General features: G+C 50.4%; 12 protein-coding genes and 2 pseudogenes. 4 read left to right on the forward strand and 10 right to left on the reverse strand.

Annotated features, from left to right (window positions below; genetic code table 11):
* Positions 1 to 64: 64 nt before the first annotated feature.
* From DO97_RS01605 to DO97_RS01620, 4 genes and pseudogenes are all read right to left on the reverse strand, one after another.
* A complete protein-coding gene (locus DO97_RS01605; RefSeq protein ID WP_036530672.1) occupies positions 65 to 367 on the reverse strand; it encodes an RNA recognition motif domain-containing protein in 303 nt (100 codons plus the stop codon).
* 761 nt (positions 368 to 1,128) lie between these two features.
* On the reverse strand, positions 1,129 to 1,839 hold the full coding sequence (locus tag DO97_RS01610) for a ComF family protein (protein ID WP_052128257.1): 711 nt from the start codon (positions 1,837 to 1,839) through the stop codon (positions 1,129 to 1,131).
* Positions 1,840 to 1,903: 64 nt separating this feature from the next.
* On the reverse strand, positions 1,904 to 2,488 hold the full coding sequence (locus DO97_RS01615) for a GerMN domain-containing protein (protein WP_036530674.1): 585 nt from the start codon (positions 2,486 to 2,488) through the stop codon (positions 1,904 to 1,906).
* A 48-nt stretch (positions 2,489 to 2,536) separates the two neighbouring features.
* Positions 2,537 to 2,992 (reverse strand): annotated as a pseudogene (locus DO97_RS01620) (GUN4 domain-containing protein); the annotation flags it as partial.
* A 307-nt stretch (positions 2,993 to 3,299) separates the two neighbouring features.
* Between DO97_RS01620 and DO97_RS01625 the strand changes: the two are divergent.
* Both DO97_RS01625 and cax read left to right on the forward strand, forming a co-directional pair.
* The gene (locus DO97_RS01625) at positions 3,300 to 4,727 is read left to right on the forward strand and encodes an NADP-dependent isocitrate dehydrogenase (RefSeq protein WP_036530676.1); all 1,428 of its coding nucleotides are present in this window, start codon (positions 3,300 to 3,302) and stop codon (positions 4,725 to 4,727) included.
* A 266-nt stretch (positions 4,728 to 4,993) separates the two neighbouring features.
* Positions 4,994 to 6,067, forward strand: a complete 1,074-nt coding sequence (gene cax, locus DO97_RS01630) for a calcium/proton exchanger (protein ID WP_036530678.1) — start codon at positions 4,994 to 4,996, stop codon at positions 6,065 to 6,067.
* 30 nt (positions 6,068 to 6,097) lie between these two features.
* Here cax and rpmB read toward each other — a convergent pair whose 3' ends face one another.
* The 3 genes from rpmB to DO97_RS01645 form a co-directional block, all read right to left on the reverse strand.
* A complete protein-coding gene (gene rpmB / locus DO97_RS01635) occupies positions 6,098 to 6,334 on the reverse strand; it encodes a 50S ribosomal protein L28 (protein ID WP_036530680.1) in 237 nt (78 codons plus the stop codon).
* A gap of 40 nt (positions 6,335 to 6,374) precedes the next feature.
* Complete coding sequence (locus DO97_RS01640; protein ID WP_052128259.1) at positions 6,375 to 7,211, reverse strand: pentapeptide repeat-containing protein; 837 nt, start codon at positions 7,209 to 7,211, stop codon at positions 6,375 to 6,377.
* An 835-nt stretch (positions 7,212 to 8,046) separates the two neighbouring features.
* A complete protein-coding gene (locus DO97_RS01645) occupies positions 8,047 to 9,489 on the reverse strand; it encodes a bifunctional orotidine-5'-phosphate decarboxylase/orotate phosphoribosyltransferase (protein WP_036530682.1) in 1,443 nt (480 codons plus the stop codon).
* 395 nt (positions 9,490 to 9,884) lie between these two features.
* Here DO97_RS01645 and DO97_RS01650 point away from each other — a divergent pair.
* Positions 9,885 to 12,523, forward strand: a pseudogene (locus tag DO97_RS01650) (cation-translocating P-type ATPase).
* Between the two features lie 64 nt (positions 12,524 to 12,587).
* Entirely contained in the window at positions 12,588 to 12,998 is a 411-nt protein-coding gene (locus DO97_RS01655; RefSeq protein WP_072016316.1) for a diacylglycerol kinase, read from the forward strand.
* Positions 12,999 to 13,108: 110 nt separating this feature from the next.
* Here DO97_RS01655 and DO97_RS01660 read toward each other — a convergent pair whose 3' ends face one another.
* From DO97_RS01660 to DO97_RS01670, 3 genes are read right to left on the reverse strand one after another with little or no spacing between them, the layout of a single operon-like run.
* The gene (locus DO97_RS01660; RefSeq protein ID WP_036530684.1) at positions 13,109 to 13,810 is read right to left on the reverse strand and encodes a DevA family ABC transporter ATP-binding protein; all 702 of its coding nucleotides are present in this window, start codon (positions 13,808 to 13,810) and stop codon (positions 13,109 to 13,111) included.
* A 13-nt stretch (positions 13,811 to 13,823) separates the two neighbouring features.
* A complete protein-coding gene (devC, locus tag DO97_RS01665) occupies positions 13,824 to 14,999 on the reverse strand; it encodes an ABC transporter permease DevC (protein WP_036530686.1) in 1,176 nt (391 codons plus the stop codon).
* On the reverse strand, positions 14,996 to 16,186 hold the full coding sequence (locus tag DO97_RS01670) for an ABC exporter membrane fusion protein (protein WP_036530688.1): 1,191 nt from the start codon (positions 16,184 to 16,186) through the stop codon (positions 14,996 to 14,998). Before DO97_RS01670 ends, devC begins: the two co-directional genes overlap by 4 nt.
* Between the last annotated feature and the right edge of the window lie 85 nt (positions 16,187 to 16,271).

Below are 16,271 nucleotides of genomic sequence, written 5' to 3' on the forward strand. Positions count from 1 at the left end.
AAAGCCAGCTTTACCAGAACTCAACACCACAGATACATCTTTGATTTTGGTACTGAACTGCTATTTAGTAGCGTCGAGAAGCACCACCTCGATTTTCCCAGTTGCCCCCTGGAGAACTTCTTTCTTCTCGGGGTCTTGCCTTATTAACCTTGAGGTCACGCCCCATCCACTCAGCACCATCCAGGGCTTCAATGGCCGCTGTTTCTTCTGCCTCTGTTTCCATTTCTACAAAGGCAAACCCTCTTAAACGCCCTGTTTCTCGGTCTGTAGGTAACTGAACCCGTTTGACAGTGCCATATTCCGCAAAAATCTGCGATAGGTCGTCCCGAACCACCTCGAAGGACAAATTTCCGACAAAAATTGACATAATAATATCTCCAGAATCAGAGAATGTAGGGATTTAGATTCGGAGAAATGTTTGTAAATCAATCAAGGTGAATTACTCAGCCGAAAATAAACTTAGTTAAAGTGTAGCATAATTTTGAGAAAATATACGAGAAAATATACATAGAATCTACCGATACAAATGTTGTTGAGACTCTCATTTTGCAGGAACCTAGAGAGTGAAAAAAATGTAGTATGAATCGTGCTTAAACTGGCTTTATATGAGACAAAAATAGTAGTACAATCCTGGCTCAACGGATCTAAGATGGAGATATCTCAGGTGGATGGACTGTGGGCATCAAAGGTGCTGTTGTGCTGGATGCAAGCAATGCTTTTCATTAGCTTATGAGGGTCAAGTTCAGCCGCAAAGGATTGTATTGTCGCCGATGGTCGTCCATGGACACGCGACTGATGGCAATTCCTTTTTGTTGGACTGTAGATGTTTTCAAAATGACCCATGCGCGTTCATTCAGCAGCCCTGTCAACTTTCCTGCCGTGAACAAGCCCCCTCACGTTGACAGCTAAAAACTCACTTGCAAGGGAAATCTTATTCCCCACCCATCGACAGTTGAGCTATTTCTCGCTGCTACAACTGTGCAGACTAGCACTGCTTCCTTGGCGGCCCTTCTCCCGATTGACAAATCAGCTCTAGGCTGGTTTGAGTAAAACGTTTCTTCCATGGCATTCAGATCCTGGAGCGATCGCCCATCAGGCGGCAGGGGAATGACGTTGGAGCCAGGGTTTTTAAAATCTTGCAGATGCGGGAAGTGAAGCTCCTGTTGGGAGATATCGTTGGGTGCGGGCGATCGCCACAACCCCATGAACAGCAATTCCAGCCCGTCGTAAAACCTGAGCGGCTGCCCGCGTCGTGGCCCCTGTGGTGTAGATGTCATCCAGGAGCAAGACCGCGGTGCCGGGAGCGGCTTGCCTCCACTCTGGCCCCAACCGAAAGGCATCAACCAAGCTTTGCTCTCGTTGATGCACAGACAGGGTATGGAGTGCCTCAGTGGCTTTAGACCGCTCCACACCCCGGCGCTGGATAGGCAACCCTGTGTAGTGACCAAAGCTTTCAGCCAATAACTCCGCTTGGTTATAGCCCCGCTGCTGGCATTTCGCGGCATGGAGGGGAATCGGCACAATGATTAAGGGTTGAGGGCATCTGCGGATGGCAATGGGAGCTGCTAACCAGGCTTTTCCCAACCAGTGTCCCAAGGGGCGGGCAATTTGCGGCTGGTTTTGATATTTCAAGGCCGCGATCGCCCGTTTCAAGAGACCGTCATAGGTTCCCCAGGCAAATACGGGCAGGGGCGGTTGCCATTCTTGGGTAGGGTAGGGAAGTTGATGGTCGATGAGTTGTCGCTGACAGTCCCGGCAGAAGTCTGCTGTTGTTGATCGCTGGCAAAGCGGGCAACGAGGAGCTAGAAATAAATTCAGCCAATCTCTAAACGGCTGCATATCCCTAGGGCTGAAGGCGATGGCTATGGGGCATTTTTACCATAGCCCGATCGCGCAGAGAAGCTTACAGGTCAAAGTCTTTCTTAAAGCTCTGTCGAGTCAGGGGTTGATCCACGATCAATCCTTCCCCACCCAAAACATCCAGAAGCTTCCCTTCGACCGCCACCCAAACAGGAGCCGAGGGTTGCAGACTAGTTGCGGTATAGACAATCTGGCCCAAGCGCCCGGTCATTGATTCACTGCCACCCCCAGCCGTAAATTCCCGGGACAGGTCAACATGAATCCCATCTGCCTCTAAGCGGACACCCCGGAGTTGGGTACCAGGGGGGATGGTTGTGGTTAAATTGTCCTCAGCTGGACCAGCTAACAATCGTTCAAAGGCAGTTTCCAAAGCCGCATCATTGGATTTAGCTTTGCTCTCAGGGGCGATCTCACCGGGCACTAACTCGGTCTTATTCCCAGCATGTTTCAGCCAGTAGACGCTCACTGACTGCTTGAGAGAAGTTCGGAGCGATCGTAATGGCGGCGGCGTCCCTGGCAAGTGCCCCCAGGTATACCAAGCAGTGCCACCTCCCACAACCAAAATGAGAGCCGCGAAACCCACCAGAACGTTTCTGGGAACCCCACCCACAGGCTTTGGCTCTTGCATCGTCCTACCTCCACACCTTGAACGGTCTAAGTCTTAAAAGACTGGAAATTAAGCATCTGGGTTCCGACTTGTCCAAGCAGGATGGTTCAGTAACGCTGCCATCATCCGTACCCCCCGTAACTGATTGGACAGGGGGAGATGACCTTTGGGAGCCGAGAGATCCCAGGTAAACTCCTGGGGATAGCGCGTCCAGCTATTTCCCTGCTTCCAGCCAATCTTGGGCCAGAACTTAGCCCAGTTTTTACCCACACTCAGCCAGATCTCCCGCTGCACCGAAAAACCAAACCTGCCTGCAGAATGGGTCAACCACAACTGGTTAATGGTCTGGAGGTCAAGAATCGGAAAACTGTCTACCTCGGTGAAGTAGACCCACTTGCGCTGTTCAGCTGTTGTACCGGCGATTTCGCAGAGCTTCTGGAGTGTCAGTTGATCCGCCGCTTGAAAATCTTGCTGGGCTAGCAGAGCTTGAAGGGGGCTGTAATCAACTCCCCGCTGCGATCGCAGCAACCCAGCATTGTCAGCGGACAGAGTGTCTTGAGTAAGGTCTATCATCCAGGGATTCGTTTCAGAGGCCTGTAATTCATCCATCATTGCTCCATTCTACCAATCGCTCCCTGACAGATCCTCTGCTGTTGGGGAAGCTGTCCTGAATTTCAGTTTTTGGGCCATCCATGGGGTAGAAATTGACCGTGGGGAGAAATGCTAACGTGAGCCACTCCCGCTAAAGCAAAGATTCTGGTAGCCTACCAAGGAGGTATACGGCTGGCTGTTGCTAGCCAGGATGCCTTGATTTTTCTCAGGATGCACTGGCATGTACAAGCTGATTACGCCCCCAACCACTGGCTCAAAAATTACCTTCGAGAATGGTGAACCCAGGGTTCCAGATCACCCGATTATTCCTTTTATTCGGGGGGATGGGACGGGGATCGACATTTGGCCTGCGTCTCAGAAGGTCTTTGATGCTGCCGTCGCCGTTGCCTATGGTGGCCAGCGTCAAATTAGTTGGTTCAAGGTCTATGCCGGGGATGAAGCCTGCGAGAAGTATGGCACCTATCAATACCTACCCGAGGATACCCTGCAAGCCATCCAGGAGTATGGCATCGCCATTAAGGGGCCATTGACAACCCCCATCGGCGGTGGCATTCGTTCCCTCAACGTAGCACTGCGCCAAATCCATGACCTCTATGCCTGTGTGCGTCCGTGTACCTACTACTCCGGCACCCCCTCGCCCCATAAAACCCCAGAAAAACTCGATGTCATTATCTATCGAGAGAATACGGAAGATATTTACCTCGGGATTGAATGGCGGCAAGGCAATCCCATCTGCGATCGCCTGATCAAGTTGCTCAACGAAGAACTGATTCCGGCCACTCCTGAACATCAGGGGAAGCAAATCCGTCTTGACTCGGGAATTGGCATTAAACCCGTGAGTAAAACTGGTTCCCAGCGGTTAGTTCGCCGCGCCCTGCAACATGCCCTCCGCCTACCCAAAGCCAAACAAATGGTGACCTTGGTTCACAAGGGCAACATTATGAAGTACACCGAAGGAGCCTTTCGAGATTGGGGATACGAACTGGCAACCACGGAATTCCGGGCTGAGTGTGTGACCGAGCAGGAATCTTGGATTCTCAGTAACCGCGAGCGCAACCCATCCATCACCATCGAAGAGAACGCCCGCCGGATTGAACCGGGCTATGATGCCCTCACCAGTGAGAAGCAGGCAAAAATCTGCCAGGAAGTCGAAGCGGTTCTCAACCAAATTTGGGATAGCCACGGCCAAGGTCAGTGGCAAGAAAAGGTGATGGTCAACGACCGCATTGCCGACAGCATTTTTCAACAGATCCAAACCCGCCCCGATGAGTACTCCATTCTGGCTACCCTGAACTTGAATGGGGACTATCTCTCAGATGCAGCAGCTGCCATTGTCGGTGGCCTGGGGATGGGACCAGGTGCTAACATTGGCGATCGCTGTGCCATTTTTGAAGCCACCCACGGCACCGCCCCCAAACACGCGGGGTTAGATCGGATCAACCCAGGTTCAGTGATTCTCTCCGGGGTCATGATGCTGGAGTTTATGGGCTGGCAGGAAGCAGCGGATCTAATCAAACAAGGGATTGCTCGCGCCATTTCCCATCGGGAAGTTACCTATGACTTGGCTCGGTTAATGGCCCCTCCCGTGGAACCGCCCCTCAAATGTTCTGAGTTTGCCGATGCCATCATTCGGCATTTTCAAGCCTAGTCTTTAAATTGCAGTTAACCACCGTAGATTGCCCAGACTATCTCGTGATCTCGGCGGCAACTCCTACAGAATCAACGATGCATCTGCCATTCCGATCAAACCAGCCGATGGATACTGCATCCATGGGTAGGGGTTAGGATCTGGCAGCGGAATTGATCTGAGTCACGGACAGGCAGCGACCTCTTGATTCTACTAGCGCTTGGTGTTAAGTTTTTTCTGCTGTTTGCCACGACCCAAGCGTCAGTTCCCATGGGCCTCAAAAAACAATTTCTATTGGCTTGTTGGTGTTTATTCCAATTTCCATCGCAGCTGAGATCCTGGAGTGGGGATCCTTAGCAGTTATGATCACGTCCGCCTTGGCAATTATTCCCCTCGCAATTTGGCTGAGCACAGCTACCGAAGAAATTGCCCTGGTAACGGGGCCATCGATTGGTGGCTTGCTGAACGCCGTCTTTGGCAATGCAACAGAATTGATCATTTCCCTGGTAGCGCTGAATGCTGGGCTGATCGATATTGTCAAGGCCAGCATTACGGGGACGATTATTAGTAACCTGCTCCTGGCCATGGGGCTGTCGATGTTCCTCGGGGGGCTTCGCTATAAAGAGCAAGACTTTCAGCCTGTAGTTGCCAGGGTGAATGGTTCTACCATGACCCTAGCGGTAATTGCCATGCTATTGCCGACAATGGTACTCAGTAACTCTCCGGGAGCTGAGTCCGCGACCAAAGAGCTGTCCGTAACGGTTTCTGTGGTGCTGATTGCGGTTTACATCCTGACCCTGGTCTTTTCGTTGAATACCCACAGCTATCTCTATGATGTGGGTCTCGTTGACTTAGAGGAAGGAGGCGAGGGTTCCGACCCTACCCATGTGCCCCATAAGCCCAACCTGTGGCTCTGGTTAGGTGTTTTGGTGGCTTCGACCCTCGCGGTTGCCTATGAATCCGAGATTTTTGTAGGGGTTGTGGAAGAAGCAACCTCAGGTCTGGGATTAACGCCCTTTTTTACCGGGGTAATTCTCTTGCCATTGGTCGGCGGTGCGGCTGAGTACGTCACTGCGGTGGGGGTCGCCGTCAAAAACAATATGGATCTTTCAGTGTCCGTTGCCATGGGATCTAGCCTCCTGGTTGCCCTCCTAGTCGCCCCAGCACTGGTACTGGTGGGTCTCGTCATTGGGCAACCCATGGATCTCAGCTTTAACCCCTTTGAGGTGGTTGCGGTGGCCGTTGCTGTCATCGTTGCAAACCTGATTAGTCTGGATGGGCGTTCCAACTGGTTAGAGGGAATCCTGCTCTTGGCAACCTATGTGATTTTAGGAGCAGCTTTCTTCTTTCAGCCCGGTTAGACAATCTACAACCAGTGGGAATCACCATAACTAGAAACGACTCAGATCGAGTCCTGCTTCTTTGGCAAAAGCCTGTAATCCTTTGTTCTCTAAGGTTTTGATGGCCTGAGTGGATAACCGTAGTCTTACCCAACGGTTCCCCTGAGGCCACCAAAGCCTTTTCCATTGCAAGTTAACTTCTTGTATCTTTTTGTTACGACGATGGGAGTGGGAAACCGCATAGGCATTGTTGGCCTGTTTCCCGGTTAGCTGACATTTGCGAGCCATAAATTCTCCAGACAACGGATTTTAAAGACACGATCCGTAATTATATCTGAAGTTTAGCGTCGATAGGAAGAGAATCTGACTTCATCTCTGATTGCAGGGTCAACGTTCCATCGTGCATCATCGCCCCAGACAGATTCACCCCTGTGAGATCGGTGCGATTAAAGCGGGCTCGACTGAGAATAGCACGGCTAAAGTTAGCTCCTGTGATGACTAAGCTACTCATCTCAGCGCGGCTGAGGTTAGCCTCTGTCAAGTTCACAGCCGTGAGGTTGGTTTCATTCAAGCGGGCACCACACAGGGTCGCTCGCACCAGGGTGGCCCCTGTGAGGTTGGTTTTTGTGAGATTCGCCTCGGCAAGAATGGCTCCGGTCAAGTCGGCACCCGTGAGGCTAACTTCGCTGAGATCGGCGCCCGTAAGGTTGGCAAAGGTCATTAGGGCACTGATCAAAACCGCTCTGGTTAAATTGGCTTCACTGAGGTTGGCCTGATTCAGATTTGCAGCACTTAAGACCGCTAGCCGCAGGTTGGCGCGGTTGAGGCCCGCATTGGTGAGAATGCACTTGATCAGATTGGCCTCACTTAAGTTAGCTTCGCTGAGGTTGACGCGGGTTAGGTCGGCTTCCGAGAGGGTCGCTCGCACCAGATTGGCACCACTAAGATTAGCTCCGGTCAAGTTCGCCCGAATCAGATTAGCGCCGCTGAGATTGGTCTCACTGAGGTTGGCATTACTCAAATCTTTGCCCCGTAGATCCATGCCGGTGAGATCGGCACGACTGAGACTAATTCCTCTCAAATCGGTCTGGTTGAAATCGGAGTCTAAAGTACCTTTGTATCCATTCAGTCCCGGAGACTGCTCTAGAAATTCCTGTGTATGCATGACGATTCCTCACCCAAATTTTGACGCGCACTTAAACCGCTAATGAAATATGGTGATCTAGATTGAATCGCTAAAGTTCCCAGATCATTGAACCGAGTTGGGATGCTCCGAAGGCGGTCTTTGACCATCTCCCTCTAAATTCCAGAGATTCGACCATATTTATGATTTAGTATGCCTGTAATTTCCAGTCGTGTGGTGACTAACCAGCCAGAATTTTTATAACTGAGTACAAAGAATTTAGCCACTTAATTGACATTGTACTTTCGCTGGTTTCAGGGGTGCGATCTGAGGATGATCATTGGCATATTCCACCTCTTAATGTTAGACCCCTCTTCACCATCCCTGGGTCGATCACTATTTTAGTACAAACAAACTAATGACCTTGACCGCCTTCCCCCAGAGTTTAAACCCTGTCCGCTGCATGAACGTGCTGCCATTAGCCCCATCAAAGTCATTCGCCAGAGCCATCTTCAGAGGCACATTCTCTCTCAGGCAACTGGGTTGACTCGTGCAGCGTCAAAGCATAATTTTAGGGTGGATAGCTTTGGAAAGGGTTGCCAGACAAAAAATCAGAGATCGCCAACCCTAATCCTTAGTATTGACGCGGCAGTAGTCTTCACCGTTTGACTTCGACCTAAGTCGGTCACCATTGTCACCTTGCCGTCCTGCACTGCTCCACTCCAGGCTTCTTCACCGACTTTCTATCACCTAACACTGCGGTTGTCTTCTCATAAGCAGTGTCAAGCCGATATGGCAATCCTAAATGAGTCGCAAACCAAATTAGCCTAAAATTCTTACCCAGAAAGGGTCAAAATTTACAAGTGACTTAGGACTGCTATAGTTTCAATAAGAGTTGCAACTGCTCGTGTTCTAAACGACCTGCTTCATATAAGGTTTGGGCAATTTCAGAAATTTTCAAAACAGCATGGCTGTGGTAGCCCTGCCGCTCAAGTTTTTCTTGTACTCCTTCTTCGTGATCAATTAATACGACCACATCTTTCACAACCAAGCCAACGGATTGTAATTTTTTCACCCCTTCGATCACACTCTTACCTGTGATGAGGATGTCATCAATGACAACAATGGTTTCTCCCTCACAAAATTGCCCTTCAACCAATCGACAGGTTCCGTGCGCCTTGACCTCCTTGCGGGGAAAAATCATGGGGTAGTTGAGACGTAATCCCAGACCAGTTGCTGTCGGTAATGAGCCATAGGGAATGCCAGCAATCCGGTCAAAATGCAAGCCTTTAAGTGTATTAGCATAGGCCGCAAGTACCTGCTCAAACACCTGAGGATGGGAAATGATTGTCCGCAGATCAATGTAATAGGGAAAGGTCGCACCAGAGGCTTGGACAAATTCCCCAAAGTGGATGCAACCAATATCATAGAGTTGCAAAATTAAATCCTTGTGGGGATGTTGATGCAATAGGCAGACATTCGGAAACCAGACAGAACAGGTGGGGTTTCCCTGGGCAATCGTTGATCTGATCTGATTGATGCCGTCACGTAGCGATCGCAGGGATTCTCGGGGAGATTCTTGAGCGCTGATCTCGTCAGGTGTGGGCATCAACAGTCCATCGCCGTTCGGAGTCAACCCTGCTTGCAGGAATTGCTCAAGGTCACTCAGTTCTGCTGGGAGTTCATCTGCTAGGATTAACCGCTCAGGGGCAATCGTCCGAATCCGACTAAAGACATCAATGGTTCCCCCAACTTCCAGACCTAACTGTTCGGGGATACCCCAGGTTTTGGCTTCTTCCACCAAATTTAGGTAAAAAGGTGATGGGGTTGTTGGATATTTCTGTAACCCCACAATGGATGGATTTGCAGTGGCACACAGGATAAAAACGCCCTTATCTGGATAAACCAGGAACGGGGTTACCCCATCCTGTCCGATGTAGGGATTGAGTGTAACAGCATCCACCTGCCAGGTTGCAAAGATCATCTGAGCAAAAATTGTACTGGTGTTGGGGTCGCTATGGTGGGTGTCCAAAATAACTGGAATATTGGGTGGAATGGCAGACAAGGTCTGATGCAATAATCCCAATCCTGAAGCCCCTAAAGCACGATAAAACTCCAACGTGAGGCGATAGGCACAGACTAAATCAGCTGTTTCCGCAATCAGAAATTGCAGCCACTCCTGCAAACCCCATATATGGCTGTGGGCACTTTCCCAAGAACCAAATTGTTGTGGCCAGTTCTTGGGATCAGGTGCTAATTCAAGATAGAGTAAACTTTGATTAAATTGAATAGATTTGTTTAATTTGTCGCAGAATTTCATGACTATTATTTGCAGAAGTGTTGAACGTTAGCTTAAAGCTAAGAAATTGGGTCGCTTTTGTAGATCATGCGTTTCACTTTAGGTGCCAATCAGGCCAGTTAATACGTTTATTCTCAATAAGTCGGGTTTTAAAATCCTACAAAGCGGACTGCCTGACACAAGAGTCTGAAAGGCTTATGGCGTCGTAGTTTGTGGGAAAAGATGGAGGTTATACACCAAATTTTTGAGTCCCAGTTGCGCCCGCACTCGCTCCAGACCAATCGCCCGCACCAGCTTGCCCCCCATCGTCATTATCCAGGCTCCAAAGACATCCTAACGAACCATGCAGTGACGAATGACCAATTGTGATTCAGCATTAAGACAAGGCATTTTCAACCTAGGACATCCCTCTGATGATGGTGAAACTCTCGGATTCACGCCAACTGACCGGACTGTCTGACCAGGAGGCCGCTGATCGCCTGCAGCAAGACGGTTTCAATGAATTACCCTCGACCCAGCAGCGTCATTTTCTGGCGATCGCCTGGGAAAATGTGCAGGAACCAATTTTTCTGTTGCTAATCGCCTGCGGAGTCATTTACCTGGTTTTAGGGGATGCCCAGGAAGCTTTAATCCTCCTAGGTTTTGTCTTCTTCATCGTTGGTATTAATCTTTACCAGGAACAGAAGACGGAGCGATCGCTGGAAGCTCTGCGGGATCTCTCCAGTCCCCGTGCCCTGGTGATTCGCAAGGGGGAACGACAACGGATCGCTGGACGGGAGGTGGTGCGAGGGGATTTGATCGTTCTCTCAGAGGGAGATCGTGTGCCTGCGGATGCAACATTGCTCTGGTCTACCCATCTGACAGTGGACGAATCGCTGTTGACCGGAGAATCCGCTCCCGTCCGCAAACGTGCCGCTGAATCTGGAGAAAAGCCGGAGACCCTTGCTGAAACGTTGCGACCGGGGGGAGATGACTTACCCTGTGTCTACTCAGGCACCCTGATTGTCCAGGGACAGGGGATTGCCCAGGTGCAGGCCACTGGGGTACACACGGAAATGGGCAAGATCGGAAAGGCACTGCAAACGGTTGTACCGGAAGACACCGTCTTACAGAAGGAAATTCGTCGCATTGTGAGCAAATTGACGCTGGTGGCGATCGCAATTTGCATCGCGGTTGTGGTGATTTACGGACTCACCCGTGGAGACTGGTTGCAAGGATCTCTGGCGGGATTAGCGCTGGCGATGGCGATTCTGCCCAATGAAATTCCGGTGGTACTGGCAATCTTTCTGGCGCTAGGGGCGTGGCGGTTTTCCCAGCAAAAGTCTTAACCCGTCGGATTCCCGTGGTGGAAACCCTCGGTGCGGCAACGGTGCTCTGCGTCGATAAGACGGGCACCCTGACCTTTAACCGCATGGCCGTTAAGCAGCTGTTTGTCTATGACGATTCCCGTCCCTATCCCTACGATGTCACCCTCCACGACCGCGAACCCTTGCCCGAAGCCATGCATGACTTAGTTGAGTTTGGGATTTTAGCCAGCCGCAAAGACCCGTTTGATCCCATGGAAAAAGCCTTACAGCTGATTGGTCAAAATTACCTGGCGCAAACGGAGCACCTGCATAGTGATTGGCAGCTCCTGTATGAGTATCCCCTCTCCAGTAAACTCCTAGCAATGTCCTGTGTCTGGGAAGCGCCCACCGGGGATTTAACCGTGGCCGCCAAGGGGGCACCGGAGGCGATCTCCGATCTGTGTCATTTCAATCCTGCCCAGCATCAAGAACTGGCTCAACATATTCAAACCATGGCACAGGAAGGATTGCGGGTGCTGGGGGTAGCCAAGGGACAGCGAACTGGCACTGTGCCGAAAATTCACCCTGATGACCCATCCCACCCGCTTCCCCACCTGGACGCTGACGATCGACTCCCCAGCAGACAACACGATTTTGAGTTTGAATTTGTGGGATTACTCGGACTGGAAGATCCAGTGCGGCCCACGGTCGCCCCTGCGATCGCAGAGTGCTACAGTGCTGGCATTCGAGTTGTGATGATCACGGGAGATTACCCCGTCACCGCTCAAAATATCGCCCGTCAAATTGGACTCACCCCGACAGAGCAGGTGATCACAGGTCGGGAACTGGAGCAGATGAGTGACGCTGAATTGCGCGATCGCATCCAATCCGTCAACATATATGCCCGTGTCGTTCCAGAGCAAAAGCTGCTGATTGTGAACGCCCTGAAAGGCAGTGGTGAAATGGTTGCCATGACGGGGGATGGGGTGAACGATGCCCCTGCCCTGAAGTCCGCCCACATTGGGATTGCCATGGGAGAACGGGGGACGGATGTGGCCAGGGAAGCGGCTGATCTGGTGCTGCTAGACGATGATTTCTCTTCGATTGTGGAATCGGTCAAATTAGGGCGACGGATTTTCGACAACCTGAAAAAAGGAATGGCCTATACCTTAGCGGTGCATGTTCCCATTGCCGGAATGTCTCTGATTCCAGTGATCATGGGATGGCCGTTGGTGTTACTGCCAATTCACATTGCCTTTCTGCACCTGATTATTGATCCGGCCTGTACGGTGGTGTTTGAAGCCGAACCCGCTGAACTCAATATTATGAAGCGTCCCCCCCGTAACCCCAAAGAATCCTTGTTCAGTCGTCGAACTTTGCGGCTGGCCTTACTTCAGGGAATCAGTGTTTTGGTGGTACTGGTCGTGGTGTTTGCGATCGCTTACTACAGTGGGAATAGTGCATTGGATGCCCGTGCCCTTGCCTTTACCACATTAATTATCTCCAATCTGGCGATGATTCTCACCAACCGTTCCTGGTCGCGCACCATTCCCGAAATGTTACAGGCTCCTAATGCAGCTCTCTGGTGGGTATTGGGCGGTGGCATTATCTTTCTAGCACTAATTCTTTATGTACCCATCCTCCGCCACTTGTTTGGTTTCTCCTTCCTCCATGGGGATGATCTATTAGTGAGTCTGCTTTCTGGAATCATCAGTATCCTCTGGTTTGAAGGGTTAAAACTCTGGAATCGTCGCCCCATAACGGTTTGATTACTAGACCTTCATTGGTAAATTACTGTCTAATATTTCATATAAATCCTTGAGAGTAAGCCCTATGTTTCCCCATCACCAATCATCAACCCCGCGCAAAAGATATGACGGAAATTCTATACCAAGTTATCGTCCGATTCACAAGTTTAAGATTATTCTACAGGGGCTTTATGTCGCCGTTATCTCTGACTTTAGTGTTGCCTACAAACTCGTTCTATCGATTCCAATTCTGGTTTTTTCATTTATTTTCAAACAATGGGTTGATCTGACGTTGATTTTGCTGGCAACTGGAATGGTTCTGTCTGCTGAACTTTTTAATAGTGCGATCGAAATTCTGTGTGATTTTGTCGAACCAAATGCAGATTCTCGGATTGGAATGATTAAAGATATTGCAGCAGCAGCGACGGGCATCAGCATCTTTGTCTGGGCTGTAACGTTGATCCTGGAATGCAATCACATTTGGCACTTGATTTGAAGTTTGGGCAAAACATGTATCTACCTGCGCATCATCGATTATAAAGCCATGTACTTTCACGCCTTTTCTATCAACTTCAAGGTGACCCAAATTCAGACAAGTAAGGTACGTTAACCTACCGTTTCTAAAGCATTAGAATTTTTACCCAAGCATCCATCTTCCATGTAAACGATGCGATCGGCAATATCCAAAATCCGGTTATCGTGGGTGACAAGTAAGATCGTCCCCCCCTGTTCTTTAGCAAGTGTTTGCATTAAGTTCACCACATCCCGACCAGACTTTTTGTCCAGGGCAGCTGTGGGTTCATCGGCTAATACGATTTTGGGATGACTGACCAATGCACGGGCAATCGCCACTCGTTGCTTTTGTCCCCCAGAAAGATCATCCGGATAGGAATGGAGCCGATCTCCCAGCCCGACGTGTTCCAGCATTGCAGCGGCACGTTTTTCCATGTCTGGTAACAATAAATGAGGGTGTAACTCCAAACCCATCTTGACGTTTTGCAGCGCAGTCAAACTGTGATGGAGGTTGTGGGCTTGAAAGATGTACCCATTGTGCCGTCGCGCCAGAGTAAGCTCTGTGGCTCCCGCTCCATAAAGCTCTTGATCTAAGACTTTCAGGCTTCCAGATTGAGCCGATCGCAAGCCACCGACAAGGGTCAGTAATGTGGTTTTGCCAGAACCAGAGGGGCCAGTCATAATCACAATTTCACCGCTATTGATTTCGAGTTCGATGTCAAACAGAACTTGTTTCTGCAATTGACCGTGCCCAAAATGGTGATTGAGATGGTGAATGGAAATTGCAACAGCCATAATGCGTTGATTCCTAAAACATATCCGCTGGATCGGCAGATTGCAGTCTCCGAGTAGCGATCGCTCCTGAGAGGGCACACATGATAACAGTTAGGGTTAATACCATCAGTGCTCTGGTGAATGTCATATAAATTGGTAACGCTGTTGCTTTGGCGGCGATGGCGTAGAGTCCCAAGGGTAAAATCGCACCCGGAATGAATCCTAGAAATGCCAGAATAATTGCTTCTTCAAACACCACGGATAACAAATAGGAATTGTGGTATCCCATTGCTTTGAAGGTGGCGTATTCTTTGAGATGGGCATTCACATCGGTGGAGAGCACTTGATAGACAATCACAACTCCAACCACAAACGCCATAGCTGTACCCAGACCAAAAACGAATCCGACCGGGCTTGCGGTTCTCCAATAGTTTTCCTCAAACGCCACAAACTCTTGAGCTGTAAGTACCCGGACATCCTGTGGCAGATGGGATCGTAAGGCAACGGCCACCTGATGTGGATCGTACCCAGGCTGCAGCCGCAGCAAGCCGAGACTAATACTGGCTGCATCTCTTCGAGGAAACAGGCGCAAAAAGGTTTGATCGCTGGTGATCAGGTTGGCATCGGCACCAAAGGAAGCACCGATAAAGAATGTCCCTGCAAGGGTTAGAGTGCGGCGATCGACCTCGGTGGTGACTAGCTTGCCCTGCTGTAGTTGGGCAATGACTTCTGCATACTTTCCCCTAGCGCCGCGATCGAAGAGCACTACATCAGGCAACTTAATTTTGTTCAGTTGTTGGTTGACTTGCGGTAAGTTAAAGGCTGGCCGATCGGGGTCAAATCCTAACACCTGGACGGTGGCATTGAGGCGAGTTTGGGGATTTTTCCAGGTGATGGTATTGATATAAAGCCCGGTTTCCGTCTTCACCCCTGGAATATCCATGGCCTGGAGCAGGCGACGCCGGGAAAATGTGGATAGATTTTGCAGGTTAAGGGCTTTGGGACTGAGCAAAATAATATCGGCCAACATCGAGCGGTTAACACGGGTATTACTGTCATACAAAGAACTCTGAAAGCCAAGCTGCATAAACATCAGCACATCGGCAAAGGCTATCCCTGCGATCGCGACTACGAATCGACCTTTTTCGTGACTCAGTTGTAGCCATCCCAGTGGAGTGCGGCGCTGAAGTTGTTGAATTAATCCCATCATTGTTCAATCACGACCTGAACTTGTAGATTCGTGAACTTGGCGGCTTTCTGATTGGAAGCATCATCTAGCCTGACGTGAACCTCAACGACTCTGGCATCAATGTTGGCACTCGGGTCGGTGTTGACCATCGTTTGTCGGCGAACCAGTGAATTCACGCGTTCGACGGTTCCTGTCAAGGCACCCGGAATCGTATCGCTGGTTACCCGCACCCGTTGTCCGGGATGTACTTTACCCACATCACTTTGATACACTTCTGCAATCGCTTGCATCTGCAGAGTTTGACCCATTTCCACAATGCCATCGTTGGCAACAATTTCTCCAGGACGGGTATGAATCTCTAAAATCTCACCCGCCATGGGCGATCGCACGTAGGCTTGATCTAATGCGGCTCTGGCCTGCTTCATGGCAGCCTTGGCACGCTCGACCTCGGCTTGATGGGCGCGAATATCCACGGGACGTACTTCCATAATTCGCCGCAAAGTTGCCTGGGCTTGGTGCAGTTGGGCAGGACTTGTGGTTTGAATCCGGGCTAACACGGCTTTTGCCTCTTCCAGACTTCTGCGAGCCGTGTCTAAGATTAACCGTTTGCGATCGAGATCAGATGCCGAGATCACACCCTCTTGATAGAGGGATTGATAGCGGTTCCACTCGGTTGCTGCATTTTGCAGTTCCGATGTTAATCGGGCAACCGTTGCCGCTTCAGCATCCATATCTCCCTGGTGTTGCGCTTTCAGACGGTCAATTTCGGCTCGCTGGGCATTGATTTCCCCCTGTTTGGCACCTGCCTCGGTAATGGCAAGTTGTGCCTCCGCAACTCTGACTTCATCCACTGCCTGCTCATAGGCGGCTTGCAGGCGATCGCGGCTATCTAAAATCGCAATTACCTGACCGACGTTGACGCGATCGCCCTCCTGCACCAGCAATTGCTCCACCCGATTGCCATTGCTAGAGGTTGGAGCCGATAGCTGAATCACCTCCCCCTGTGGCTCTAGCCGTCCCAATGCGGTCACAGTCGTGATTTCAGTAGAACGGATGACAGCAGCTTGGCTCATCCCCTTTTGAGCTAATTGCCATCGCCAAACTCCGTACCCTGCTCCTACTCCCAAGAGCACCAAGGCAGTGGCTGCGCCTCCTACCCAACGTCGGAATTTGCCATCAGAACTGCTGACAAACGGACTTTGTAGCATCCTTAACTCCTAGGCACCCTAGCAATACTAAACTGTTTCGTTTAGCCTCTTTTTAGACTAAACTGTTTCGTTTCGCTTCGTCAAG

Source organism: Neosynechococcus sphagnicola sy1, assembly GCF_000775285.1.
GTDB lineage: Bacteria > Cyanobacteriota > Cyanobacteriia > Neosynechococcales > Neosynechococcaceae > Neosynechococcus > Neosynechococcus sphagnicola.

Bases quoted from the DNA above. Each gene is read 5' to 3' on its own strand.
- DO97_RS01605 (WP_036530672.1), bottom strand. From the start codon at position 367: ATGTCAATTTTTGTCGGAAATTTGTCCTTCGAGGTGGTTCGGGACGAC.
- DO97_RS01610 (WP_052128257.1), bottom strand. From the start codon at position 1,839: ATGCAGCCGTTTAGAGATTGGCTGAATTTATTTCTAGCTCCTCGTTGC.
- DO97_RS01615 (WP_036530674.1), bottom strand. From the start codon at position 2,488: ATGCAAGAGCCAAAGCCTGTGGGTGGGGTTCCCAGAAACGTTCTGGTG.
- DO97_RS01625 (WP_036530676.1), top strand. From the start codon at position 3,300: ATGTACAAGCTGATTACGCCCCCAACCACTGGCTCAAAAATTACCTTC.
- rpmB (WP_036530680.1), bottom strand. From the start codon at position 6,334: ATGGCTCGCAAATGTCAGCTAACCGGGAAACAGGCCAACAATGCCTAT.
- DO97_RS01640 (WP_052128259.1), bottom strand. From the start codon at position 7,211: ATGCATACACAGGAATTTCTAGAGCAGTCTCCGGGACTGAATGGATAC.
- DO97_RS01645 (WP_036530682.1), bottom strand. From the start codon at position 9,489: ATGAAATTCTGCGACAAATTAAACAAATCTATTCAATTTAATCAAAGT.
- DO97_RS01655 (WP_072016316.1), top strand. From the start codon at position 12,588: ATGTTTCCCCATCACCAATCATCAACCCCGCGCAAAAGATATGACGGA.
- DO97_RS01660 (WP_036530684.1), bottom strand. From the start codon at position 13,810: ATGGCTGTTGCAATTTCCATTCACCATCTCAATCACCATTTTGGGCAC.
- devC (WP_036530686.1), bottom strand. From the start codon at position 14,999: ATGATGGGATTAATTCAACAACTTCAGCGCCGCACTCCACTGGGATGG.
- DO97_RS01670 (WP_036530688.1), bottom strand. From the start codon at position 16,186: ATGCTACAAAGTCCGTTTGTCAGCAGTTCTGATGGCAAATTCCGACGT.